Raw genomic sequence first — 24,883 nt, 5'->3', positions numbered from 1 at the left:
CGAACGAAAACGAAGCGATTGAGACGAAATTGTTCTTTAAAAATTTACAGCCGATAAGTGTGGGCGCTTGATGGGTGATGCGACCTGACGGGTTCTTCGGAGCACGTCAGGAGAAGCAAAAGTATCAAGAGTCTCACACTAAAGTAAGTCAGGTTTTTGAAGCAATTCAGATACCTGTCAGCTTTGAGTGAGCGACCGGTTCGAGAGAACCGAAAACAGTAACAGGTTTAAACTGAAGAGTTTGATCCTGGCTCAGATTGAACGCTGGCGGCATGCCTTACACATGCAAGTCGAACGGCAGCACGGGTGCTTGCACCTGGTGGCGAGTGGCGAACGGGTGAGTAATACATCGGAACGTGTCCTGTAGTGGGGGATAGCCCGGCGAAAGCCGGATTAATACCGCATACGATCTACGGATGAAAGCGGGGGATCTTCGGACCTCGCGCTATAGGGGCGGCCGATGGCGGATTAGCTAGTTGGTGAGGTAAAGGCTCACCAAGGCGACGATCCGTAGCTGGTCTGAGAGGACGACCAGCCACACTGGGACTGAGACACGGCCCAGACTCCTACGGGAGGCAGCAGTGGGGAATTTTGGACAATGGGCGAAAGCCTGATCCAGCAATGCCGCGTGTGTGAAGAAGGCCTTCGGGTTGTAAAGCACTTTTGTCCGGAAAGAAATCCCTGGTCCTAATATGGCCGGGGGATGACGGTACCGGAAGAATAAGCACCGGCTAACTACGTGCCAGCAGCCGCGGTAATACGTAGGGTGCAAGCGTTAATCGGAATTACTGGGCGTAAAGCGTGCGCAGGCGGTGATGTAAGACCGATGTGAAATCCCCGGGCTCAACCTGGGAACTGCATTGGTGACTGCATCGCTTGAGTATGGCAGAGGGGGGTGGAATTCCACGTGTAGCAGTGAAATGCGTAGAGATGTGGAGGAATACCGATGGCGAAGGCAGCCCCCTGGGTCAATACTGACGCTCATGCACGAAAGCGTGGGGAGCAAACAGGATTAGATACCCTGGTAGTCCACGCCCTAAACGATGTCAACTGGTTGTCGGGTCTTCATTGACTTGGTAACGTAGCTAACGCGTGAAGTTGACCGCCTGGGGAGTACGGTCGCAAGATTAAAACTCAAAGGAATTGACGGGGACCCGCACAAGCGGTGGATGATGTGGATTAATTCGATGCAACGCGAAAAACCTTACCTACCCTTGACATGTACGGAATCCTGCTGAGAGGTGGGAGTGCCCGAAAGGGAGCCGTAACACAGGTGCTGCATGGCTGTCGTCAGCTCGTGTCGTGAGATGTTGGGTTAAGTCCCGCAACGAGCGCAACCCTTGTCCCTAGTTGCTACGCAAGAGCACTCCAGGGAGACTGCCGGTGACAAACCGGAGGAAGGTGGGGATGACGTCAAGTCCTCATGGCCCTTATGGGTAGGGCTTCACACGTCATACAATGGTCGGAACAGAGGGTTGCCAAGCCGCGAGGTGGAGCCAATCCCAGAAAACCGATCGTAGTCCGGATCGCAGTCTGCAACTCGACTGCGTGAAGCTGGAATCGCTAGTAATCGCGGATCAGCATGCCGCGGTGAATACGTTCCCGGGTCTTGTACACACCGCCCGTCACACCATGGGAGTGGGTTTTGCCAGAAGTGGCTAGTCTAACCGCAAGGAGGACGGTCACCACGGCAGGATTCATGACTGGGGTGAAGTCGTAACAAGGTAGCCGTATCGGAAGGTGCGGCTGGATCACCTCCTTTCCAGAGCTCACGCACTCGCGTATCAAAGCGCTCACACTTGTCGGCTGTAATAAAGACAGACTCAGGGGTCTGTAGCTCAGTCGGTTAGAGCACCGTCTTGATAAGGCGGGGGTCGATGGTTCGAATCCATCCAGACCCACCACTTTGTCTGCAAAGGCGAGACAGATCCCTTGAGTTGTTTTGACTGGGGGATTAGCTCAGCTGGGAGAGCACCTGCTTTGCAAGCAGGGGGTCGTCGGTTCGATCCCGTCATCCTCCACCAATCTTCAATGCCTAGTGTCCGGTAGCAACACAAACCGGGTATTACGCATTGGCGATTGAGCCAGTCAGAGCGATGTGAGTAAAACCATGTCGGCTGTCGTTCTTTAACAATCAGGAAGAAGTAGTAAAGAGATTCATCTGAAACACACTTAGAGATGGGTGTGGAGTAAGTGAATCAGGGTTGTGATTGTATCAATGTATTTTTAAGTGATCGAAAGATTGCCTTGAAATACGGCGCAACACGAATACTCAACCTGTAGCGAGTGGATTGAGTGGTTCCTCCGGGGATCATGAGACACACCCGTTATAGGGTCAAGCGAACAAGTGCATGTGGTGGATGCCTTGGCGATCACAGGCGATGAAGGACGCGGTAGCCTGCGAAAAGCGGTGGGGAGCTGGCAAACAAGCTTTGATCCACCGATATCCGAATGGGGAAACCCACTCCGTATGGAGTATCCATGACTGAATACATAGGTCATGTGAAGCGAACGCGGCGAACTGAAACATCTAAGTAGCCGCAGGAAAAGAAATCAACCGAGATTCCCAAAGTAGTGGCGAGCGAAATGGGATCAGCCTGTACTCTTTATCTTCGTTGTTAGCCAAACGCTCTGGAAAGTGCGGCCATAGTGGGTGATAGCCCCGTAGGCGAAAACAGCGAGGAAGAACTAGGTGTACGACAAGTAGGGCGGGACACGTGAAATCCTGTCTGAAGATGGGGGGACCATCCTCCAAGGCTAAATACTCGTGATCGACCGATAGTGAACCAGTACCGTGAGGGAAAGGCGAAAAGAACCCCGGGAGGGGAGTGAAATAGATCCTGAAACCGCATGCATACAAACAGTCGGAGCCTCGCAAGGGGTGACGGCGTACCTTTTGTATAATGGGTCAGCGACTTACATTCAGTGGCAAGCTTAACCGAATAGGGCAGGCGTAGCGAAAGCGAGTCCGAACAGGGCGTTCAGTCGCTGGGTGTAGACCCGAAACCAGGTGATCTATCCATGGCCAGGTTGAAGGCACGGTAACACGTGCTGGAGGACCGAACCCACTAACGTTGAAAAGTTAGGGGATGAGCTGTGGATAGGGGTGAAAGGCTAAACAAACCTGGAAATAGCTGGTTCTCTCCGAAAACTATTTAGGTAGTGCCTCGTGTATCACCTTCGGGGGTAGAGCACTGTCATGGTTGATGGGTCCATTGCGGATTACGTCGCCATAGCAAACTCCGAATACCGAAGAGTGCAATCACGGGAGACAGACATCGGGTGCTAACGTCCGGTGTCAAGAGGGAAACAACCCAGACCGCCAGCTAAGGTCCCCAAATATGGCTAAGTGGGAAACGAAGTGGGAAGGCTAAAACAGTCAGGAGGTTGGCTTAGAAGCAGCCACCCTTTAAAGAAAGCGTAATAGCTCACTGATCGAGTCGTCCTGCGCGGAAGATGTAACGGGGCTAAGCCATATACCGAAGCTGCGGATGCACATTTATGTGCATGGTAGGAGAGCGTTCTGTAAGCCTGCGAAGGTGCGTTGAAAAGCGTGCTGGAGGTATCAGAAGTGCGAATGCTGACATGAGTAGCGATAAAGGGGGTGAAAGGCCCCCTCGCCGTAAGCCCAAGGTTTCCTACGCAACGTTCATCGGCGTAGGGTGAGTCGGCCCCTAAGGCGAGGCAGAAATGCGTAGCTGATGGGAAGCAGGTCAATATTCCTGCACCATTGTTGAATGCGATGGGGGGACGGATCGCGGAAGGTTGTCCGGGTGTTGGAAGTCCCGGTCCTTGCATTGGAGAAGGCGCTTTGGCAAATCCGGGCGCGGAATTCAAGGGTGCGAGGCCATGCTCTTCGGAGCAGAAGCAACTGGAAGTGGTTCCAAGAAAAGCCTCTAAGCTTCAGTTCAACAGTGACCGTACCGCAAACCGACACAGGTGGGCGAGATGAGTATTCTAAGGCGCTTGAGAGAACTCGGGAGAAGGAACTCGGCAAATTGGTACCGTAACTTCGGGATAAGGTACGCCCTTGTAGCTTGACTGGCCTGCGCCAGGAGGGTGAAGGGGTTGCAATAAACTGGTGGCTGCGACTGTTTAATAAAAACACAGCACTCTGCAAACACGAAAGTGGACGTATAGGGTGTGACGCCTGCCCGGTGCCGGAAGATTAAATGATGGGGTGCAAGCTCTTGATTGAAGTCCCGGTAAACGGCGGCCGTAACTATAACGGTCCTAAGGTAGCGAAATTCCTTGTCGGGTAAGTTCCGACCTGCACGAATGGCGTAACGATGGCCACACTGTCTCCTCCCGAGACTCAGCGAAGTTGAAGTGTTTGTGATGATGCAATCTCCCCGCGGCTAGACGGAAAGACCCCATGAACCTTTACTGTAGCTTTGCATTGGACTTTGAACCGGTTTGTGTAGGATAGGTGGGAGGCTGTGAAGTGTGGACGCTAGTCTGCATGGAGCCGTCCTTGAAATACCACCCTGATCTGTTTGAGGTTCTAACCTTGGTCCGTAATCCGGATCGGGGACAGTGCATGGTAGGCAGTTTGACTGGGGCGGTCTCCTCCCAAAGGGTAACGGAGGAGTACGAAGGTACGCTAGGTACGGTCGGAAATCGTGCTGATAGTGCAATGGCATAAGCGTGCTTGACTGCGAGACTGACAAGTCGAGCAGGTGCGAAAGCAGGTCATAGTGATCCGGTGGTTCTGTATGGAAGGGCCATCGCTCAACGGATAAAAGGTACTCTGGGGATAACAGGCTGATACCGCCCAAGAGTTCATATCGACGGCGGTGTTTGGCACCTCGATGTCGGCTCATCTCATCCTGGGGCTGTAGCCGGTCCCAAGGGTATGGCTGTTCGCCATTTAAAGAGGTACGTGAGCTGGGTTTAAAACGTCGTGAGACAGTTTGGTCCCTATCTGCCGTGGGCGCTGGATATTTGAAGGGACCTGCTCCTAGTACGAGAGGACCGGAGTGGACGAACCTCTGGTGTACCGGTTGTCACGCCAGTGGCATCGCCGGGTAGCTATGTTCGGAAGAGATAACCGCTGAAAGCATCTAAGCGGGAAACTCGCCTTGAGATGAGATATCCCCGGGGCTTCGAGCCCCTTGAAGGGTCGTTCAAGACCAGGACGTTGATAGGTCAGGTGTGGAAGCGCAGTAATGCGTTAAGCTAACTGATACTAATTGCCCGTAAGGCTTGATCCTATAACAGGTGTGTTTTGCGATGATCGTTAGTGCTTCAGCACTTACGGGCATCCCACCCCCGCAGGGGGCAAAGCGCACGGTTGAGAGATCAGTGTTGTGCCGATATAAACAACACAACCCGAATTCAGTAAAAACTCTTTACGCTTCTTCCAGATTGGCTGTGGCGCCCCCAAAGGCGACGCAGCAACCCGTCATGCCTGATGACCATAGCGAGTCGGTCCCACCCCTTCCCATCCCGAACAGGACCGTGAAACGACTCTACGCCGATGATAGTGCGGATTGCCCGTGTGAAAGTAGGTAATCGTCAGGCTTCTTATGCAGTACGTCCAGAACCCCGGCTTCTCCAGAAAGAGAGCCGGGGTTCTGGCGTTTGGGCGTGGGAAATACGCGTGCCGTCTAGTGACTAACGTGCTCGGCTAGCTCACGGTAGCGCGAATAGCAAACCGCTCCCCGCAGCTGCTATCGAGCAGCCGCAGAATAGACGCAACGTCCGTCTGACCACAACCAAGGGCCGCAATGGCCCCCGCCTCAGCTCAATGTCTGCGGCGCACGCGCTCGAGCACGTGATGCTCGGCGAGCCAGTGGTGCATCATGCCTTCCCCGTTGTGTTCCTTCCGGTAAGCGCGCGATTTACCGAAGAGACACCGAGGGTAAAAGATCTGGCCCGACTGACCTCACCCTGCCGAGTGCACCATTCGTAAGTTAGTGGTCTCGCCGGTTTTCGGTTGATGCAGTTGTCGGAATTGGTCCGGTGCCAGTTGCCTCAAGGCACTATGCGGGCGCACCGAGTTGTAGTCCGTGCGGCACGCTTTGATCGGCGTGCGAGCATCGTCGAGACTGACGAACGCATGCTGCTTCAAACACCTTTCGCGCAGCCGGTCGTTGAAGCTTTCGATGTGTGCGTTTTCCACCGGCTCTCCAGGACGGATGATCACCTCTGTATCCGCTGCTCAAAGGTTGAGCAGGGCATTCAATCACGTCGGTAAATTCGATGAAGACTACGGGTCTAGGTGGGTCAATTCTGGGTGAACGTCAATAGTCCTGCATGGCTCCGGGTGCGTGGCTGCTCGCGCGAACACTTAGAACCCGAGAACTTTCGTTGATGGGCTACTGCGACAGGCAGGTTTCACAGATTGAACGGGTCGCGAGGAGATTCCGAACGACCGCTTTCAATGGGCGTTCAGGTCTGACGGTCATTGCCTGCATCTGGTCGGTAAGCGTCTGTTCGCCGGCCATGTTGCCGTCAGACCTCGGTCTGCTCCGTTGTCTCGGATTGAACCGGTCGTTGCGTCTTCTGCTGCATCACCATTGCACGCGAACCAACATGGGCACCTTGGCAGACGTCTTGCACCTACAGCCGCGCCAGATCGCACGCTCGAAGTTTGCTATCAATTGCAAGATTGAACATAGCCAGCTTGCGAATGTTCGAAGACATCTGGAGCCGGGTGCGTATCGCCCAAATTTCCGGAAGATTCAACGGCGGCTTCTGGCCGGTTGGTTTTCCCTTGTTCCACGGCACACGGTTGCCTGCCTGACCATTCTCCGTTTCCATGACGATCCAGCGGGCCGTCTCGCAGTGGAAGCAGTGGTCGCTACCCTACCCCGAGCGGCCTCCTGTCCGACCATGTGCCAACGGCTGTTTGTGGCCGCCACTACGCGGTCGTTCGCGAGCGCTCACCAGGAAAGGTTCGAACGACTTGTCACGGCAGAATCGCGGCGTGAGCTCACATGGAAAAAAGCTCGTGGTGCGTTTCGCCGAACGCCCCTGTGTTGGTGGCGGCGACTACGCCAGTCGCAAATCCCACAACACATCAAGTACATGTTGCGTGGACCGCTCAACGTGCCCCGCGCGATACGCAATACCGAGCCGTCGCCATAACGCAGGGCGTAGCGGACGCATGACAATGCGCTTGTCGGGTATTGGCGTCGTGGCCTCATGGGGCAACAGCGCTGCGCCGTAACCCGCTGCTACCAGACTCTTGATCGCATCGTTGTAGTTAAGCTCGATGCGCGGCGCAGGGTGGTGACCACCGGCCGCGAACCACTCCGTAGTCAAGCGCGAGAGACGCGTGGTCGCGTCGTTGAGAATGAGTGGCTGGGCAGCGAGCCATTCAGGAGTCACGCGCGCCGGGCATTGCCAATGGGCCGGCACAAACGCCATCACCGGATCGCGGCGCCAGGGCTTGATGACGAGTCCGGCCACCGCAGGCTGAGGTAGCGCGACCAGCCCGATATCCAACGTCCCCTCCACCAGCCGCGACAGGGTCTCCTGCGAAGTCAGCACGGCAATCTGAACGTCGATGGCGGGGTGGTGCTCGCGCAGCGCCTCCAGCGCTTGAGGCAGTAGATGTGCGATCACGCCCGTGGATGCGCCGAGACGCGCGCGTCCTTCGAGCCCTTCGACCTGCCGCTGAACATCGTCCAACGCCTGCTCCGCGTCGGCCAGCAACCGGCGCGCACGCTCCACCAGCAGATCGCCGATCGACGTCGGCGCCACATGGCCGCGCCTGCGTAGTAGCAGCGGCGCCCCGATGCGTTCTTCGAGTTCGGCGATGTGAAGGCTGACCGTTGGAGGTGCGAGATGCAATGCGCGCGCCGCATCGGCGAAGGAACCCCGGTCGGTGACTGCAACCAGAGTGCGCAAACGGTCCAGACTGATCTCTCGCATGATGTCGACCAGATTCAGAAAAACTGAATGTAGAAGTCACGAAATTCAACTTTCCCTATTCTAACCTTCCGCGCAACATAGGGCTCCTTCTACCTGTTAGCACTCACAGTCAGCGGAGCGATCCTCGTATGAGTTCTCCCGTAGTTTTCATCGACGGCGACCAGGGCACCACCGGCCTGCAAATCCACGAACGGCTACGCGACCGGACCGATATCCGCGTGCTCACGCTCGCGTCCGCAGAGCGCAAAGATCCGCGGCGTCGCACGGAAGCGATCAACGCCTGCGATATCGCCATGCTCTGTTTGCCGGATGCCGCCGCGCGCGAGGCCGTAGACGCCATCGTGAATCCTGACGTGAGAGTGATCGACGCCAGCTCGGCGCATCGGACCCATCCGGATTGGGTCTATGGTTTTCCGGAAATGACGCCGGGGCAGGCGGAGCGCATCGCGAACGCGCGCAGGGTGACGAATCCCGGCTGCTATCCGACCGGCGCAATCGGCTTGCTGCATCCCTTGATGGCGGCTGGGCTCATCCCGGACAACTACCCGATCAGTATTCACGCGGTCTCCGGATACTCGGGACGCGGGCGTGCTGGCGTGGACGAACATGAAGGGCCGGGCGCAGCGAACGCGCCGTCGTATCAGGTCTATGGTCTGGAGCTTGCGCACAAGCATACGCCGGAGATCGAGCAACATGCCCGGCTCGGGCAGCGTCCTGTTTTTGTTCCCGCGTACGGTGCGTTCCGGCAGGGCATCGTGCTAACGGTGCCGCTGGCGTCACGCCTGCTTGCATCTGGCGCGGACGGCGCGACGTTACATGCCTGCCTCGCGCGCCACTATGCCGATGCGGCCCATGTTCGCGTCTTGCCGCTGGAGGAATCGGGCGCATTAAAGCACCTGGATCCGCAGGTGCTGAATGGGACGAACGATATGAACCTGTGCGTCTTCCAGAACGTCGAGCACGGGCAGGTATTGCTCGCCGCGGTTTTCGATAATCTCGGCAAGGGAGCATCGGGTGCTGCTGTTCAGAACCTGAATCTGATGCCGGATCGCGGATAGCGAATGGCCATGGCAAACGCGTCGCCGCTATTTACGAGCTTCCGGGATCGAGCCTGAAATCGTTGGGATCTGTCGTGAGGAACGGCGCGAGTCAGTCAAAAGCCCCCGAGTCCGCTAAACAGTTTCTTCCCCAGATGCCATCAGCCGCGTCGACGCCAGTTCGGCACGGCGCTGAGAATCCGCGCAACGATGGAACCCTGTGCCGGAACCGTTTCTCTTCGCGCGCCACCAGCAAGCGATCCAGCCGACAGGTCTGCATGATCCTCGCCGAGCAGATCGTGAATGGCAACGTACCCATCGCCGCGGTACACATGCTCGACCAGCCGATGGATCTTGCCAAGGGGCTCGGACAACCAGTTATAGGTCGATGGCAGATCCTCTGCCGCATGCCTGCAACTCGCAAGAAACGCGTCGAACGCTGCCCGATGGCTGCTGCGTCGTCCGCGGAAGACGTGCAGCATTGACGCCGACGCAGGGGTCTTGACCGTCGCACTGATCACCGAAGGCAGAACCTCGTCGCGAAAGCCGTGCTCATCGGCGTAACGCGATGCAAGCACATGGTCTTTCAGCGCACTCAGTTCCGCGATCGTCGTACAGCGACAGGCCGCGATACCGTAGTTATTGGTCTGATAGCGGAAATCATGCGGCTTACGCTCACCCCACTGGAAATCCGGCGTAATGTCGCCGGTGACGAAGGTGGAATGGCGTTCGCTGCCGAGGCGGAACAACGGTGTCACGATGCTGTCGGCATCCGTCTTTGCCGCACGGATGACCTCCGGCAGATGCGGCGCGAAGAAGTCGTCGTCGTCATGGAAATAGACGTAGCCACGCTCCACCGAAGCACACTGAGCGACAACCGAAAGCTGGTCGAGCGTCAGCATTCTGGCATCAGGGATCGCCGAGATATTGCGGCGCGAAAGCATCGCGACCGCATGCCGGAAGGTAAAGAAGTCGATGGAGAAACGCCGGTTCCATTCGCCGATCAACGACACCAGCCGATCGGGGAAGCCCGGCACAGGATGGTCCGGAACGTAACGGGAAGGATCGATGGCCAGGCCCTGGCGATAATCCCGGGAAAGGCTTTGCCAATCCGGCGATTGTCGACGCACGAAAACGACTGCCGCGGTCACTAGGTACCTCAAATGGGCTGAGACGGCTGGCCGCATCCCCTTACCGACGATCAACGCGAACGACACATCGCGTGTGCAGCCGAGTGTGCGCCAGGTGCAGATTGCTGCAATCGCAATTGTACCGATGGCGCCTGGAAGGCGTTTACGCTTGATTACGCGGTCTTTCTGATGTTTTCCGGGGTGGGCAACGGCCACGCGTCGCGTCCGGCGACCTGCACTGGATCCCGGCAGCTCCCTCAGTATGGAAATGGGCTATACGAGACCGCAAAGCAGCCGACCAGTACATGAGGTCGATGCAACCGCCATTCGCGCCCGTCTGCGTTCATATCAGGGGCCAGCCGACGCGCCCCTGATCGCGCGGCTCAAGAGCCTGCTGTTCCAGCGGGCCGCTCCCGGCCGACCCAGTGCGGCGCTCAGTGTCTCGAATGCCGCACCGCCCCTTTTTTCAGCCATGAAACGACTTCGTCGACCATCGGATGGTGACGCTCGGTATTCCATATCAAAGCCGCGGTGACAACCATGATCTTCTCTTTCAGGGGCCTCACCACGACATTCTCCGGTGCCAGCTTTCGCATCGTCGCCGGAATCAGCGCCACGCCCTGTCCGCACCCGACGTACGCGATCTGCGAGGTGACCGAGCGCACCTCGTGGGTGACGCGTGGGGTCAATCCGTGCGAACGGCAGACCGACGTCAGCAAGTCGAAGTAGACCGGGCTGACCTGCCGGGAAGACATCACGAGCTGTTCGTTCGTCAGCGATTGCAGTCGAACCCTGGGCAGCGCGGCAAGCGGATGATCCTTCGGAAGCGCTACAGCCAATCTGTCCTCGGCCAGCGGCAGGGTGGCGATTCCCTTTCCGACCTCGCCATCCACACGGACAAATGCCAGATCGATCTCGCCCGCTTCGAGCGCGGGAATGGCGTCGACGCTATCGATTTCGCGCACGAATACGGTCAGATGCGGATGCGCATGCTTGAGCGCTTCCAGCACGGGCGGGACCGTTTCCAGCATGGCAGAAGTGATCGCGCCGACGTGCAGCACGCCTGACTGACCGGCCGCCACTTCGCGGACTACGCGTTCCAGTCGTTCCACATGCTCCGCGAATTGCCGGATGGCGGGCAATATCGCCGCGCCTGCGGGGCTCAATTGCGTGCCTTGGCGAGATCGGTAAAAGAGCTGCAGTTTGAGCGATTGTTCAAGGACCTTGATCTGTTCCGTCAGCGGCGGCTGCGACATGTTGAGCCGCTTCGCCGCCCGCCCATAGTGCTGCTCCTCCGCGACGGCGAGGAACATCCATAACTGCCTTATCAGCTTGAAATCGATCGTATTGCTCATGTCGGTTTTTTTCGTCAGGGGGCGGTGAACGTACCATTGTGCCTGTTCCGAAATTAGTATCAGCGAGATACGAAATACGAAATTTACATATCAACCTGAAAGCGCGAGGATTGCCGCACTCTTCCATGGAACTACGCGCGATGAACCCGACATCCATTCTTGATCGCCTCGCGGCGCTGGACACCAACACGGTTTCCGACGCGCTCGACTTTCTCGGTCTGCCCGGTGCGACCTACGGACTGCGACCGTTGTGGAACTGCCCGAAGATCGTCGGTCGGGCGAGCACCATCCAGCTCGGGCCGAAAGCCGATGCGAAGCCGACCGTGCATCTGATTTCGCCCGTCATCGACGCCGTGACAACGGACGACCGCGTACTGGTCATCGCCGGCGGAGCGGAGGGCATCTCGTGCTGGGGCGACATCCTGGCCAATGCCGCCACGGCAAAGCAGATTCGCGGATCAGTGATCGACGGCCTGAGCCGCGACATCGATGGCAGTGAATCGATCGGCTATCCCGTTTTCGGTCGCGGCGTGACGATGATCAGCGCGCGAAACCGCGTGATCCAGATTGATTCGGGCAAACCCGTCCAGATGGCGGGCGTCACCGTCGAGGAAGACGACTACGTGGTCGCCGATCGCTGCGGCACGGTGTTCGTAGCGGCCGCCCGCATCGAGGAAGTGCTGGATCTCGGAGAGCGTATTGCGCGCCGCCAGGATGGCATGGTGACGGCCGTGCGTGCTGGCCGTTCGGTTGCCGAGGTCATGCACGACAAGGAATTCGAATCCATCGCAGTGCGCGGATTCGACATCATTTCTGTGGAGTGTCTCAAATGACGAAGCCGAAGAAGGCGGCTGCCGAAGATCAGGAACTGGTCGCGCTTTTCGCTGGACTGGATACCCCTGGCGTTTCCGATGCGATGGACAAACTCGGTCTGCATGGTCAGGCACTCGGCATCATGCCGCTGGCGAACTATGCGAAGGTCGTGGTGGGGCCCGCGTTCACTGTCAAATACGTACCCGCGAGCCATCCTCCCGGCACGGTCGGCGACTTCATCGACGACGTCGCGCAAGGCGATGTCATCGTGCTCGACAACGACGGCCGTACCGACTGCACCGTCTGGGGAGACATCATGACCCAGTACGCGGGACTGCGCGGCATCGCCGGCACGGTCATCGACGGTGTCTGTCGCGATGTCAACAGGGCGCTCGGTGACAACTATCCGCTGTTCACGGCGGGCCGCTTCATGCGTACCGGCAAGGACCGCGTGCAGGTCGAATCGGTGAACGCGACGGTCGGAATCGGCACCGCGCGCGTCGCGTCGCGCGACATCGTGGTGGCTGATGCGAATGGCGTTGTCTTCGTGCCGCGTGGCCGCGCACGCGAAGTCGCGCAGATCGCTCGCCAGATCGAGGAAGTCGAGTCGCGGATCCGCGAACAGATCGCCCAGGGCAAGTCGCTGGATGATGCGCGTGCCGCACTCGGTTATCACACGCTGCAAACCAAAGGCTGACCCATGACCATTACTCAATCCTACGATCAGACCCTGCTGCAGCAAGCCCGCAGACTGGGTACGTCCACGCTGTTCGAAGCATTGGGTGTTGCCACCAGCGCCGTCGATCCCGCCATCCACACGGTATGGCCGGGCGCGTCGGTCGCAGGTGCGGCGTATCCGCTCGAATGCTCTCCCGGCGACAACCTCTCGATCCATATCGCGATGGAGAGAGTACCGCGCGGCAGCGTGCTTGTCATATCGAGCGGCGGATTCGTCGCGGGCTACTGGGGCGAGGTGCTGACGGTCGCTGCGGAAGCAGCCGGCGTCGTTGGTCTGGTCATTGATGGCGGCGTGCGTGACATCGCGGCACTGACCGCGCGACGCTTCCCAGCGTTCACTCGCGGCATTTGCATGCGCGGCACGATCAAGGCGAGTTCGCCGTCGGTCGGACAGCCGATCAGCTTCGCGGGAACGCCTGTGGCGGCTGGCGATCTGGTTGTTGCGGACGATGACGGCGTGCTCGTGATCCCCGCTGCACATGTTGGAGGGACACTGTCGCGAGGGCAGGCACGTGCCGACAAGGAAGCGAAGATGATGGACGCGCTACGTGAAGGCCACAGCACGCTGGAGCTGATGGGACTCACGAGCTGGAGGGCGGGCCAATGACCGCGCGAGTTGACGGTCTGAACCGTTTCCTTGCCGTCGCGCGCCCGTCGGCGACCTGCAAGGTCATGGATCGCGTCGCAGCGCGGCGCGCGAGCGGCGCTGCCGTGCTCTCGTTGAGCGCCGGCGAGCCGGACTTCAACACGCCCGAGCATGTTTGCGACGCGGGCGTTGCGGCGATCCGCGCGGGCCATACGCGTTACACGCAGGTGGCGGGGCTGCGCGCGCTGCGCGAAGCGATTGCCGCGAAGTTCCAGCGCGAAAACGGTCTCGACGTCGACTGGCGCGACACGCTCGTCTGCAGCGGCGGCAAGCAGGTGATCTTCAATGCGCTGGCCGCGACGCTCAATGAAGGTGACGAAGTCATCGTACCGGCGCCGTACTGGGTGAGCTACCCGGAAATCGTGCAATTGTGCGGCGCGCAGTCCGTGATCGTTTCGTGCGACGCTGGCAGCGGCTTCAAGCTGACTGCCGATGCATTGCAGGCCGCTATCACGCCACGTACGCGCTGGCTGATCCTGAACTCGCCATCGAACCCGACCGGCGCGGTTTATAGCCGCGCGGAACTGCAGGCGCTGGCCGAAGTGCTGCTCGCGCATCCGCAGGTACTGGTACTGTCCGACGATATCTACGAGCACCTGATTTTCGACAACCTTGAATTCTTCACGATCGCCCAGGTAGAGCCCCGGCTGCACGAGCGTGTACTGACGATGAACGGTGTGTCGAAGGCGTACGCGATGACGGGCTGGCGCATCGGCTTTGGCACCGGTCCTGGTTGGCTGATCGAAGCGATGGAGAAGCTTCAGGGACAGCAGACGTCCGGTGCGTCGACGATTTCGCAACACGCGGCGTTGGCTGCCCTGACCGGCCCGCAGAACTTCATCGAGCATTCGCGCGAGGCATTTCAGCGTCGGCGCGACCTGGTTGTCGAGCAGATCAACCAGGCTCCGGGCCTGCACTGTGCAGTTCCGCAAGGCGCGTTCTACGTGTTCGCATCGTGCGAAGACCTGATTGGCAAAACCACGCCGTCGGGCGTGCGTCTGGATAGCGATGAATCCGTGGTCAACGCGCTGCTCGACGAAAAGGGCGTCGCGACCGTGCACGGGAGTGCATTCGGTCTCAGACCGTATATCCGCATTGCGTATGCGCTCGATGACGAGTCGCTGTTGCACGCATGTACGGCGATCCGGGACTTCTGCCAGACGCTGACAAACTAACGTATCGCGGCAACGGCCGGCCTCCGGGGCCGGTTCGATTCGACTACTATCCAGCGAGTAAAGAAAATGACCGCAGAATTTAGCCGCGCGCATTTCGTGTTTTCCGTTGATGGAACGGCGCTGGATGTTTCAGCCATCCGTCGCGACGGCGACAAGGCGCCGATCCTGTTCCTGCATGGATTCGGCTCGACCAAGGAGGACTATGCCGACATCGTCCGCCATGCGGAATTCGCCGGTCATCCGTTCGTCGCGTACGACGCGCCGGGATGCGGCGAGACGCATTGCGCCGATCTCTCGAAGATCAGCATCCCGTTCCTGGTGGAGACGGCGCTCGCCGTGATCGAGCGCGCCGGATACGACCGTTTCCATCTGGTCGGCCACTCGATGGGCGGCCTCACCGCCCTGATGCTTGCGCATCGGCTCCCGGAGCGTGTGATTAGTTTTGTCGATATTGAAGGCAACATCGCACCGGAGGACTGCTTTCTCAGCCGGCAGATCATCGAGCACCCGCGCGACGGTGCGCAGCAGTTCCTTGATGACTTCATTGAACGCACGTTGCACGCTCCGGCGTACGCGAGCGCGCTCTATTCGGCGAGCCTGCGGCACAAGGTTCGCGCCGACGCCGTTGGTGGCATCTTCCGGTCAATGGTCGACCTGTCGGACAACGGTGACCTGATGACGAAGTTCCTCGGTCTGCCGTTTCCGCGGATGTTCATGTACGGCGAGCAGAACGCTTCGCTATCCTATCTTGACTCCATCCGCGAGCAGGGCGTCGAACTAGCCGAAATTCCGGAATGTGGGCATTTCCCGATGTATTCAAATCCCGTGCTGATGTGGAAGGCCATTGCCTCGTTTCAGGCGCGTGCGGGTAACGGTGCGGATCATTAGTTTATTAAGCGGCTATGTGTCAACGCGACTGCAATTGATTGCCTTGGGTTGTTTCGATTAATTCATCACGCGTATGTTCTGTTTCAAAGCGACAAGGAAAGGTTCTCCAGGAGCGCCATCAGTTGGTGAACCCCACATGCTGCTTGATTCAATTTGATGTCTTTACCTGGGCACCTCACCCAATCTGCGCAACCGCGCAGCGACAAACCTGCCGCAATATCAATCAGACTTCGGTTTCCGCGACGCCCGCATGGCGACGCGACTACTCTCCTTCGACGTTCAATTCGCCTTGCGGCAATACGCCGCGCTCGCGCGCTGTAACTCCTTATGCGATTGCGCTCCCGCTCGCCGCGATATGTACCGGAGCGAAGCGTATAGGGACAAACCCTAAAGATTTTTTTAACTTCTGTCGTAAGTCCCCGTAGATGAAGTTCTCCTTTCCACGGTAGCAAGACTTTCCAGCAGGTAAGAAAATCATGTTGAACGGCTTCACAATCAAGGCGAAAGTGGGCGTATCAATGCTCGCGCTCGGGGCGTTGATGGTCATGATCGGCGCTTTTGGTCTTTACGGCATGGCGTCCAGCAATAGCGATTTCGGTGATACGCACAACAACAAAATGCCGGGCATGCTGGCCGCAGCCATGGCCAATTTGAACGTCGCGCGCGAAAGACTGAATTACGACCGTGCTGTGATTCAGATCGGTACGCCGTCCGTCGACGTGGCCATCGATAAAGCCCACGCGTTCCGCCAGGCTGCCGCAAAGCAATTGAAGATTTACGAAGACCTGCCGGATGCACCCGGTGAAGCGGAGTTTCACGACGCCGTTCGCAAGAGCTACGAAGCCCATCAGCAACTCCTCGATCAAGGTTGGGCGGCCGTGAAGGCGGGCGATGCGCCGACGGCCCAACGCATCGCAGGCGAACTCGCCGGTCAATTCAATGCGTATGCGAAGGCCAACGAAGCGCTCTTTGCCTTTCAGCAAAACAGCACGGATAGTGCCTTTCGCGATGCAACCGCCCGTTATGAGCGCATTCGCGCGATCAGCGTGATTGCGATTCTCGTCGGGCTCGCGCTTGCGGTTTACGCGTGGTTTATGTTGCGTCGCGCGATCGGCGTGCCGTTGTCGATTGCACTCGAACATTTTCAGGCTATTTCCAAAGGCGATTTGACGCGTCCGGTGCACATTCATTCACGCGACGAAATGGGCCAATTGCTCGACGGCTTTTCGGCGATGAAAACCGCGCTGACCGAAACCGTCAGTTCCGTGCGGAGCGGAAGCGCGGCCATCGTGCAGGCGACCAGCGAAATTGCGGCGGGTAATCTCGATCTGTCTTCGCGTACGGAAGAGCAGGCTTCCGCGTTGCAGGAAACGGCGGCAAGCATGGAGCAATTGACCGGCACCGTTAAACAGAACGCGGAGAACGCGAAGCACGCGAATGCGATGGCCGAGAACGCATCGGAAGCGGCATTGCGCGGCGCCGATGTCGTCGAACAGGTGGTATCGACGATGAGTGAAATTAACGAGAGTTCGACGAAAATCGCGGACATCATTGCGATCATCGAAGGTATTGCATTCCAGACCAATATTCTCGCGTTGAATGCGGCTGTTGAAGCCGCTCGAGCTGGCGAACAAGGCCGTGGTTTCGCCGTGGTGGCCGGCGAAGTGCGCACGCTCGCGCAACGTTCGTCCAGTGCGGCCCGGGAAATCAAGGATTTGATCAATACCTCGGTGTCGCGCGTGCGTTCGGGCACGACGCTCGTCGACGACGCAGGCAAGGCGATGCGCGAGATCATTTCGGCGATCAAGCGCGTGACGGACATCATGGGTGAAATCACCGCCGCTTCGCAGGAACAGAGCAACGGGATTGGCCAGGTGGCGCTTGCCGTCGGGCAAATGGATGAAGCGACGCAACGCAACGCGGCGCTCGTCGAACAGTCGGCCGCAGCGGCGCAGTCGCTTGAAGATCAGGCCGGGAAACTGCGCGAAACCGTGGCGGTTTTCCAGCTCGCCTGACGCTTGATTGAACGATTGGCTTGTCTGCTTCTCGCGCGACGAGAGGGCAGATAGTCCGATCGTCATCAGGCGTACTGATTTGCGAAACTCGACATGGCTTTAAAATAGTCGATGGCCGCGCCATGTCGGCGAACCGGCCATAACATTATAAGAACGCACGCTATGAAGAGAATCCTCACCGCTGCTCTCTGCTTTTCAACGACCTCGGTTTTCGCCGCGACGCCGGTTTTACTTGAAACGCCGGTCAACTACGCGCCGGACGCGAGCGTCGTCGAGCAGATCAAGAACGAATGCCACATTGAAGACATGCTCACCCAGCACGTCTCCAAGGTGCTCCGCAAGATCAACCATGGCGGCGACGGTACGATTGCCGCGCAAACTGATGCCGGCGATGCTCGGATTCTCAGGTTGCAGATTACGCACGTGCTGGGCGTGGGCGGCGGCGCATGGAGCGGTCCGAAGGCCACGACGGTCAGCGCCGATCTGATTGAAAACGGCAAGGTGGTTCGTCACACCAAAATCAATCGCTGGTCCGTCGGCGGCGTGTGGGGAGCGTTCAAGGGGAGCTGTTCGATTCTGGATCGCACGACTATTGTGATCAGCAAGGACCTGAGCCGTTGGGTGCGCGATCCGTCCTATGAGATCAAGGATGAGGCGCCGCCGAAAGAGGCGTCCGCGCCGACCGCGCAGGCGGAGTCGGCGAGTTCGGTCGACGCTGAGTAAGCGGTGAGGTAGGGGGGCACACGGCACGTGTGCCCTCGCTGCGACGCCGCCGATCATGGCCGACCAGGGCGTGAATGCTCTAGATCCATCGCGCTTCGCCAGACTGGTCGACGCTGCGCCGCGCGATCAATAGCAGTTTGACCTCATCGGCTGCGTACGGCTTGTGCTCGATACCTTTGGGCACCACAGCCATTTCGCCCGCGCGCAATACGAGCGAACGGTCGCGAAAGTCCAGACGTAATTCTCCGTCGAACACGAAATACGTCTCGTCGCTTTCAACGTGCGTGCGCCACAGAAAATCGCCTTGCAAACGCACGATCCGAAATTGATGATCGTTCATTTCGGCGATCACATGTTGGCCCCAATGCGATTCGATGCGTTCGAACTTGCCGTGCAAGGCGATGGCATGGCGCTGGCCGCGCGCGGCGTGCGTATCGAGTGTGTCGCGAGACATGACGGCAATTTCCCTGTGCAATGGATGGCGCAAAGGCTACGCACCATGCATCAGTCCGTCTTGCACGATATTGCAACTTGCTTACAGTCGCGGGAATCGGGATCGCTGCCGGTTATCGGTGATCCGCGGTCGGGTCGCGCAACATTTGCAGCCAGCGCGCCGGTGCGATGCCGAAGGCCTTGCCGAAATGGCGGGTGAGGTGGCTTTGATCCGTGAAGCCGGTGGCCGCGGCGACGCTTGCCAGCGGCGTGCCGGCTTCCATCATGCGGCGCGCGGCGTCCAGTCGGCGCAGGGTGAGGAAGCGGTAAGGGCTCGTGCCGTAAAAGGTGTGGAAGTCGCGCGTGAGGCTCCAGCGGTCGCGGCCCGTGATGGCTTCGAGTTCGTCCAGCGTGACCACGCGCAGCGCATTCTCGTGCAGAAATTCGCGTGCGCGACGGGCGCTGGCGAAATCGCGCGAAGCGGGCGCGGGCCGCGCACCGGAGACGGTCGCCAGTGCCATCGCGAGGTCCGCGAGCGCTTCAGCCTGTTCCATGGGATCGAGCGTGACGTTCATCGGCTGAAGCAGCATGTCGGTCGCGGCCAGCAGGCGCGGGTCGGTCGAAACACCATGCTCGATGAAGGGCAGCGCGCGCCCGGCCAGTGCATCCTGAAACAACGTGGGCTCGACGTAGATCATGCGATAACGGAAGCCACCTTCCGCGCCGGCTTGTCCGTCGTGCAGCTCGTCGGGATGCAGGACAATGGTGTGGCCCGGCAGGCTGCGCCGCTTGCCGCGCCGATACTGGAAATCGTGGACGCCTGCGAGGGAGCGGCCGATGGCATAGGTGTCGTGCCGATGGCTCGCGTAGGCGTTGCCGGTGAAAAAGGCCTCCATGCGCTCGACGCCTTCCACCGCAACAGCACGCTGAATCCAGTCCGTCTCGCTGGATCGACGGGCCCGGCTCATGCACGCCCCCGCGCCGTGCAGGCTGCTGGAGTCGTTTCGCCTGAAGTTCTAAAACAAGCCGCCATATTCCCCGATTTCGATTTATCCAATTCAGTCACGAATTCATCATAACGCGATATTCGAGTGAATCCGGAACTGTCGATCGGCGACCGCATGATCAGTAGGGAGATTAAGCGATTGACGGGCAATGCGTCGGCGCATTAATTACTTCGTTTCGTCGAGGGCGTTTAAAACACGAAGCGCGCGATGAATCGCTGATTCAATCAATCAACCGGTCTCGTCCCGACAATACCGCGAATACGGTGACGAGCGCGCTCGCGCCGACGAGCATCGCGAGCGACGCCGTCCACGAACCCGTGACGCCATGTAGCATGCCCGTCAAAACGGGCCCTGGCGCCGCGCCCGCATAACCGACGAACTGCGCCATGCCGGAGAGCTTCGCGGCCTCGTCATGATGGCGCGTGCGAAGCGCGAACAAGGACAGGCTGGTCGTCATCGAAAAACCCGCGCCCAGACCCGCAATCGCGAGCCAGAGCGCCGGAAAGGGCGCGGCGACGCCGAGTCCGATCGTTCCCGCAAGCAAACTCGCGCCGCAAACGAGGCCGATGGCGCGCTGGTCTTTCGTGCGCTTGATGAGCGGCGCGGACAGCAGATTCGTGGCCACCGCGACCACCTGATAAAGCAGCAGATCGAAACCCGACGCAGTAGCCGATTCGCCGCGCGCCGCGCTCATCGCCGCGTACCAGGTGATCAGCGAGTAGAACACGAACGACTGGAACGCAAAGAAGCTCGACACCTGCCAGCCGATCGGATGACGCCACGGCGAGACTGCGTGCGACGCGTTCGCGCGCGACGCCACGGCATGATGCGGGCGACGCAACTGCGGCAGCCAGACGAGGATGGCGGCAGCGGTGATCACGGCGCCGAGCGCAATGGCGATGCGCCAGTTCGAGCCGGGCAGGTCCGCCACGGGCGCGGCGAGGCCGGCGGCCAGACTGGCCGCGCTGGCCATGGCCGCCGCGTACACGCCGATATGCAGCGTGGCGTGCTCCGGAAACGCGCGTTTGACGAGGCCCGGCAGCAGCACGTTGCCGACGGCGATTCCGCAACTGAGCAAAAGCGTGCCGATCCAGAGGCCGCCCGATATAGGGCACGAACGGATCAGCGTGCCGATGAGGATCGCAACCAGTGCGAAGGCGAGACTGCGCTCCAGTCCGAAGCGCCGGCCGAATGCGGGCGCAACCAGCGAAAGCAGCGCGAAAATCAGCAGTGGAAGGGCGCTGAGCAGGCTGGCGGTCGTGTCGCCGAGCGCCAGATCGGCCTGAATGCGGTCGAGAACCGGGCCGAGCGCGGTGATCGGCGCACGCAGATTGGCGCCAATGAGGACGATGCCGAGGGGGAGGAGAAAGCTGGAACGACGGCGCGATAGCGCCTTCGAAATGGCGTTATTCATCAATATGAACCCGACGCAATTGAGCCCGACGTCAGGTCGTCCGGCTCAAGGATTTGCGTTGGTTCACGTTAACGCCTACGCGAGAATCGAGCGAATGGCTGAATCTCGTCTGCGGCGCAGTGTAACGGGCTGAACGCCCGAACGCAAGCGTGCGCGGGAGACGGCGCGAGGTTGCGCGACCCGCTGCTGGCGCCGTTCGACGCGGTGCTGCCGACGCGCAAAACCGGCCATGCACGTCGAAAAAATAATCGGGACGACGAGATAAGCGGAGAAAGCCGTGTTTTTTGTGTCATCGCGTGGACCGCGACCTGTGCTACTGTGAGCCTTCAGAGCCCGCAGCACATTTCAGTCGAACACCAGAAGGATGCTCATGGAATTCAACAACGGCGCTGTACTTGAAGCTCTCCGACTCGCGTTGTATCGCCAGATACCGTGGCACAAGCGACCGGCAATTTTTACTTTGCTTCGCTCGCAAGGGCTGATTCAGACCGTTGATCAGAAACCTCCTCCCAGTACGAAATTCGTCCCGACGCTCCAGATTGCGATCCTGACCGACAAGGGGCAGCAGGAAATCCGGCGTATCGAGGCGTCGGAACATGTTTCCGGCTGGCTCGACGACGATTACTTCGCGACGTTTCTCGCGCAGGTTGCGTCATGAGTTGTTGATGTTCGCCATGAGCACTTGTGGAGATTGTCCGGAACCCTAAATAACCAGGCATCCCCGCGCCTCGGCCACCGTCACGGTCGCTTCCATGCCCGCCGTGAATCGCAAATAGTCGCTTTCCATGCCATCGGAAAAGATCACACCGTTTTCCGGCATCCGCGAACGCACTCGCAGCGGCTGCGCGGCGCTCACGTGGCCGAATACCAGTTCGGTTTTCGACGCACGGCTCGGAAACGGCTCGCGCACGGCGAAGGTCAGTTCAGGGCTGTCCCAGTCCTGAGGCTCGTAGTGGAAATTGCCGCCCGAGCCTCGCACCGCCTCGCTCACGCCAATCGATCCCGTCACCACGCTTTTGATCCACGCGGTCGATCCCAGCCCCGTGGACACGATCACGCCCGACGACGACTGCGATTCGCATCGCTCGCCCAGTTCGATTTCGTAGAGCGCGGACGCATGCGTGCGCGGCCCGATAAACAGATCGTTGACCGCACGCAGCACCTGCCCGTCCGAGAGTCGCGCTTCCGCCATGGTGACGGATTTCGTCGCGCGACGCGGGCGGCTGTGGGCGACATCCGCGAGCACGGCACGGAGGTCGGGTGCCTCGAACGGCAGCAGCACGCCGTCCCATCTGCCGGGTTCGGGGTTCAGGCCGATCAGCGGCTGGCCGTCGAGGTATTTCATCGAGTTCGCGACGATGCCATCCTGCCCGAGCGCGACGACGATATCGTCCGGCGCGAAAATGAAATTGGGCAGATAGCTGCGATCGACGATCTGGTAACGACCCCAGTCTTCGAGCGTGCGAACCGTCAATTCCAGTGCGCGCGCGTAAGCGGCGTGTTCGGCGAGATAGTCGGAAAAGTCCGCGCCCAGATGCTCGATGTAAAAGCGCGCCTGGGCGAGCGTGTGGTGCCGCGCGATCAACTCTTCGTAGCGCGTGCGGCGCGTCACCAGCACGACCTTGCGTGATTCGGCGCTCATGCTGCCTTCCTTTCGCCGCCGCCGATCAAGCCCTGAAGCAGATCGGGCGACACATTGAGCTGGCCGATACGTTCCGCGCGCTCGGCAATGCCGCCGAATGCCTGAGCGATCAACTGACCCGGTTGCATGCCCGCCGCCGCGAGCGCGCTGACGATGCGCGGATCGGCCTTTTCGAGCGCCTCCATGACAGCGGCGACGCGGTGCGCCTCGGCTTCCGCGAGCGTCCGGCTGTTTTGCGCCTGGCCGTTCACGAACGCCTTGCGCTGTTCCTCGAGTTCGATATCCGATGTCATCTGCTCGTTGCGCAACGCGTTTTCCTTGCGCATCAACGTGGCCTTCGCTTCCATCTGCGTTTCGCGGATCTGCCGCTTCTTCTGCTCGACGGCGATGTCCGTATCGAGTTCGTTCTGGCGGATCGCGCGTTCGTTTTCCACCGCCGACATACGGCGCAGATAGACGGCGTCGTCGGCGGCCTTGAGGTTGGATTCGCGGGCCTCCGCTTCGAGTGCGCGTGCGATGTCCGGCGTCGGTTTCACGGCCATCACGGAAACGCCGAGGATTTCCAGGCCGAGCGCGCCGATCTCCGTTTGATCGGCGAGGCCCGTTTGCACGGTTTGCGCGATCGCCGCGGAGGCGCGCAACGCCTGCTTCAGATCGAGCGCCTGCACGGTCTGCTGAACGATCACCTCGACCTGCATCGCCACGCGGTCGCCGAGGCGTTTGGGATCGTCGGACACATAGCTTCGGCCGTCCTTGCCCAGCGAAAAATCCATCATGGCGGCCGTGCGATGCGGATCGCGAACCCGGTAGGTGACTTGTCCCTGCACGGTCACGCTCTGAAAATCCGCTGTCACCAGTTCGAGGATGAAGGGGCGATCCTGGCTCGCAACGGGCACCGACACGAGCGTCGTGGCGGGCGCGTAATAGAAGAACGACAGCCCGGCGCCTTCACGCACCATCTGGCCGGCGCGGAACTGCATGAGGTGGACGGTCGGTTGCGACTTGATGAACCGGATGCCGAACATGGTCTGCTCCTTGTTTGAGTTGTACAGTGCAACTTGTATGGGTTGTACAATACAACCTCGAATCCGGAACGTCAAGCATTCAAGGTGCACCATGGCAAACACGAAGCCTTCCTCCAGCCGCCGCGCGCGACCGGCGCGCGAGTTTCCGCAGCCTTATACGACCGTCGACGTCGTGATCTTTTCGGTGATCGACAATGCGTTGCAGGTGTTGCTGGTGCAGCGTCCAGACGTGCCGGGCGAGCCATATCCGGGGCGTTGGGCGCTGCCCGGCGGTTTCGTCGACGTCGAGGTCGATACGACGCTCGAGGATTGCGCGCGCCGGAAACTCCACGAGAAGACCGGCGTGAAGAGTCCGTATCTGGAGCAACTGGGAAGTTGGGGCAGTGCGGTACGCGACCCACGCGGCTGGTCCGCCACGCATGTGTGGTTCGCGCTGATTGCCGCGCAGGATGTGTCGCTCGCGAAGGGCGCGAATGCAGCCGAGGTGGCGTGGTTTGCCGTCGATGCGCTGATCGGCAAACACGCACTCGCATTCGATCACGACGCCATTCTCATGGCGGCGGTCGAGCGGCTGCGCAGCAAGGTCGAATACACCTCGCTGCCTGCGTTTTTGCTGCCGGAGCCGTTCACGCTGCCGCAATTGCAGCGCATGTACGAGGTCGTACTGGGCCGACCCGTGGATAAAAGCGGCTTTCGCACGCGCATGCTTGCGGCGGGGTTCCTGAGCGAAGCCGGTTATGTCGCCGGCGAATCGAACCGGCCGGCGCTCGGTTATTGCCTCGTCGATCGCAGCGCGCCAGCGGTGTTTCCGCGTACGTTCAGCCCGCGCGGCGGGGATTGATTAGGAGTTCGCGCGCGCGATTAGCCGAAGTCGCGGTTTAAGCGCAGACTGGATTGAACATGACATGGGCGGGCACGAATGAATGGCGGCGATATGCAGCCGGTAACCATTCATCGCCGCC

19 protein-coding genes, 2 tRNA genes, 3 rRNA genes and 1 pseudogene are annotated in these 24,883 nt (G+C 59.6%); 15 read left to right on the top strand and 10 right to left on the bottom strand.

The window, feature by feature from the left end; all coding sequences use genetic code 11:
• Nucleotides 1–229 precede the first annotated feature (229 nt).
• The 5 genes from G5S35_RS18350 to rrf all read left to right on the top strand — a co-directional run bounded on the left by G5S35_RS18350 (nt 230) and on the right by rrf (nt 5,523).
• Nucleotides 230–1,762: ribosomal RNA gene (locus tag G5S35_RS18350) — 16S ribosomal RNA — on the top strand.
• Between the two features lie 65 nt (nt 1,763–1,827).
• Nucleotides 1,828–1,904, top strand: a tRNA-Ile gene (locus tag G5S35_RS18345).
• A 44-nt stretch (nt 1,905–1,948) separates the two neighbouring features.
• Nucleotides 1,949–2,024: transfer RNA gene (locus tag G5S35_RS18340), tRNA-Ala, on the top strand.
• A 309-nt stretch (nt 2,025–2,333) separates the two neighbouring features.
• Nucleotides 2,334–5,213: ribosomal RNA gene (locus G5S35_RS18335) — 23S ribosomal RNA — on the top strand.
• A 196-nt stretch (nt 5,214–5,409) separates the two neighbouring features.
• A 5S ribosomal RNA gene (gene rrf, locus G5S35_RS18330) occupies nt 5,410–5,523 on the top strand.
• The 16S, 23S and 5S rRNA genes sit together here with 2 tRNA genes alongside, the layout of an rRNA operon.
• A gap of 364 nt (nt 5,524–5,887) precedes the next feature.
• On the opposite strand, the gene G5S35_RS18325 is transcribed toward rrf, so the two are convergent.
• The 3 genes and pseudogenes from G5S35_RS18325 to G5S35_RS18315 all read right to left on the bottom strand — a co-directional run bounded on the left by G5S35_RS18325 (nt 5,888) and on the right by G5S35_RS18315 (nt 7,881).
• Complete coding sequence (locus tag G5S35_RS18325) at nt 5,888–6,148, bottom strand: integrase core domain-containing protein (RefSeq protein ID WP_080180280.1); 261 nt, start codon at nt 6,146–6,148, stop codon at nt 5,888–5,890.
• 317 nt (nt 6,149–6,465) lie between these two features.
• A pseudogene (locus G5S35_RS18320) lies at nt 6,466–6,765 on the bottom strand (site-specific integrase); the annotation flags it as partial.
• A gap of 231 nt (nt 6,766–6,996) precedes the next feature.
• Nucleotides 6,997–7,881, bottom strand: coding sequence for a LysR family transcriptional regulator (locus tag G5S35_RS18315; protein ID WP_183039370.1), 885 nt, complete (start codon nt 7,879–7,881; stop codon nt 6,997–6,999).
• Nucleotides 7,882–8,009: 128 nt separating this feature from the next.
• On the opposite strand from G5S35_RS18315, the gene argC reads away from it, so the two are divergent.
• On the top strand, nt 8,010–8,939 hold the full coding sequence (gene argC, locus G5S35_RS18310; protein ID WP_183039369.1) for an N-acetyl-gamma-glutamyl-phosphate reductase: 930 nt from the start codon (nt 8,010–8,012) through the stop codon (nt 8,937–8,939).
• Between the two features lie 140 nt (nt 8,940–9,079).
• On the opposite strand, the gene G5S35_RS18305 is transcribed toward argC, so the two are convergent.
• Both G5S35_RS18305 and G5S35_RS18300 read right to left on the bottom strand, forming a co-directional pair.
• Nucleotides 9,080–10,264: a hypothetical protein gene (locus tag G5S35_RS18305; RefSeq protein ID WP_183039368.1), complete on the bottom strand. Its 1,185-nt coding sequence runs from the start codon at nt 10,262–10,264 to the stop codon at nt 9,080–9,082.
• A 218-nt stretch (nt 10,265–10,482) separates the two neighbouring features.
• Nucleotides 10,483–11,403, bottom strand: coding sequence for a LysR substrate-binding domain-containing protein (locus G5S35_RS18300; RefSeq protein ID WP_183039367.1), 921 nt, complete (start codon nt 11,401–11,403; stop codon nt 10,483–10,485).
• Nucleotides 11,404–11,543: 140 nt separating this feature from the next.
• Between G5S35_RS18300 and G5S35_RS18295 the strand changes: the two genes are divergently transcribed.
• The 7 genes from G5S35_RS18295 (at nt 11,544) to G5S35_RS18265 (ending at nt 18,401) form a co-directional block, all read left to right on the top strand.
• Complete coding sequence (locus G5S35_RS18295; protein WP_074985811.1) at nt 11,544–12,236, top strand: RraA family protein; 693 nt, start codon at nt 11,544–11,546, stop codon at nt 12,234–12,236.
• On the top strand, nt 12,233–12,913 hold the full coding sequence (locus tag G5S35_RS18290; RefSeq protein ID WP_183039366.1) for an RraA family protein: 681 nt from the start codon (nt 12,233–12,235) through the stop codon (nt 12,911–12,913). Before G5S35_RS18295 ends, G5S35_RS18290 begins: the two co-directional genes overlap by 4 nt.
• A gap of 3 nt (nt 12,914–12,916) precedes the next feature.
• Nucleotides 12,917–13,561, top strand: coding sequence for an RraA family protein (locus G5S35_RS18285; RefSeq protein WP_074985814.1), 645 nt, complete (start codon nt 12,917–12,919; stop codon nt 13,559–13,561).
• Nucleotides 13,558–14,775, top strand: coding sequence for a pyridoxal phosphate-dependent aminotransferase (locus G5S35_RS18280; protein ID WP_183039365.1), 1,218 nt, complete (start codon nt 13,558–13,560; stop codon nt 14,773–14,775). The genes G5S35_RS18285 and G5S35_RS18280 overlap by 4 nt, the downstream gene beginning before the upstream one ends.
• Nucleotides 14,776–14,841: 66 nt before the next feature.
• The gene (locus G5S35_RS18275) at nt 14,842–15,663 is read left to right on the top strand and encodes an alpha/beta fold hydrolase (RefSeq protein ID WP_183039364.1); all 822 of its coding nucleotides are present in this window, start codon (nt 14,842–14,844) and stop codon (nt 15,661–15,663) included.
• A gap of 476 nt (nt 15,664–16,139) precedes the next feature.
• A complete protein-coding gene (locus tag G5S35_RS40020; RefSeq protein WP_183039363.1) occupies nt 16,140–17,678 on the top strand; it encodes a methyl-accepting chemotaxis protein in 1,539 nt (512 codons plus the stop codon).
• A 162-nt stretch (nt 17,679–17,840) separates the two neighbouring features.
• Complete coding sequence (locus tag G5S35_RS18265) at nt 17,841–18,401, top strand: hypothetical protein (protein WP_183039362.1); 561 nt, start codon at nt 17,841–17,843, stop codon at nt 18,399–18,401.
• Nucleotides 18,402–18,480: 79 nt separating this feature from the next.
• On the opposite strand, the gene G5S35_RS18260 is transcribed toward G5S35_RS18265, so the two are convergent.
• The 3 genes from G5S35_RS18260 to G5S35_RS18250 all read right to left on the bottom strand — a co-directional run bounded on the left by G5S35_RS18260 (nt 18,481) and on the right by G5S35_RS18250 (nt 21,254).
• Nucleotides 18,481–18,855 (bottom strand): cupin domain-containing protein, encoded by a 375-nt coding sequence (locus tag G5S35_RS18260; protein WP_065064915.1) that lies wholly within the window; start codon nt 18,853–18,855, stop codon nt 18,481–18,483.
• Nucleotides 18,856–18,967: 112 nt separating this feature from the next.
• Nucleotides 18,968–19,801: an AraC family transcriptional regulator gene (locus tag G5S35_RS18255; RefSeq protein ID WP_065064916.1), complete on the bottom strand. Its 834-nt coding sequence runs from the start codon at nt 19,799–19,801 to the stop codon at nt 18,968–18,970.
• A 259-nt stretch (nt 19,802–20,060) separates the two neighbouring features.
• Nucleotides 20,061–21,254: a CynX/NimT family MFS transporter gene (locus G5S35_RS18250; protein WP_183039361.1), complete on the bottom strand. Its 1,194-nt coding sequence runs from the start codon at nt 21,252–21,254 to the stop codon at nt 20,061–20,063.
• Nucleotides 21,255–21,624: 370 nt separating this feature from the next.
• Here G5S35_RS18250 and G5S35_RS18245 point away from each other — a divergent pair, with 370 nt between their 5' ends.
• Nucleotides 21,625–21,912, top strand: a complete 288-nt coding sequence (locus G5S35_RS18245) for a hypothetical protein (protein ID WP_065064973.1) — start codon at nt 21,625–21,627, stop codon at nt 21,910–21,912.
• A 45-nt stretch (nt 21,913–21,957) separates the two neighbouring features.
• On the opposite strand, the gene G5S35_RS18240 is transcribed toward G5S35_RS18245, so the two are convergent.
• Both G5S35_RS18240 and G5S35_RS18235 read right to left on the bottom strand, forming a co-directional pair.
• Nucleotides 21,958–22,896, bottom strand: a complete 939-nt coding sequence (locus G5S35_RS18240; RefSeq protein WP_183039360.1) for a diacylglycerol kinase catalytic domain-containing protein — start codon at nt 22,894–22,896, stop codon at nt 21,958–21,960.
• The gene (locus G5S35_RS18235; RefSeq protein ID WP_074985826.1) at nt 22,893–23,921 is read right to left on the bottom strand and encodes an SPFH domain-containing protein; all 1,029 of its coding nucleotides are present in this window, start codon (nt 23,919–23,921) and stop codon (nt 22,893–22,895) included. The genes G5S35_RS18240 and G5S35_RS18235 overlap by 4 nt, the downstream gene beginning before the upstream one ends.
• Before the next feature lie 91 nt (nt 23,922–24,012).
• On the opposite strand from G5S35_RS18235, the gene G5S35_RS18230 reads away from it, so the two are divergent.
• Nucleotides 24,013–24,762, top strand: coding sequence for an NUDIX hydrolase (locus tag G5S35_RS18230; RefSeq protein ID WP_065064919.1), 750 nt, complete (start codon nt 24,013–24,015; stop codon nt 24,760–24,762).
• Nucleotides 24,763–24,883 lie beyond the last annotated feature (121 nt).

Origin of the sequence: Paraburkholderia tropica, from assembly GCF_014171495.1 — a bacterium.
In the GTDB taxonomy this organism is placed as follows: Bacteria; Pseudomonadota; Gammaproteobacteria; order Burkholderiales; family Burkholderiaceae; genus Paraburkholderia; species Paraburkholderia tropica.
This window is presented reverse-complemented; position numbering and strand designations above follow the sequence as displayed.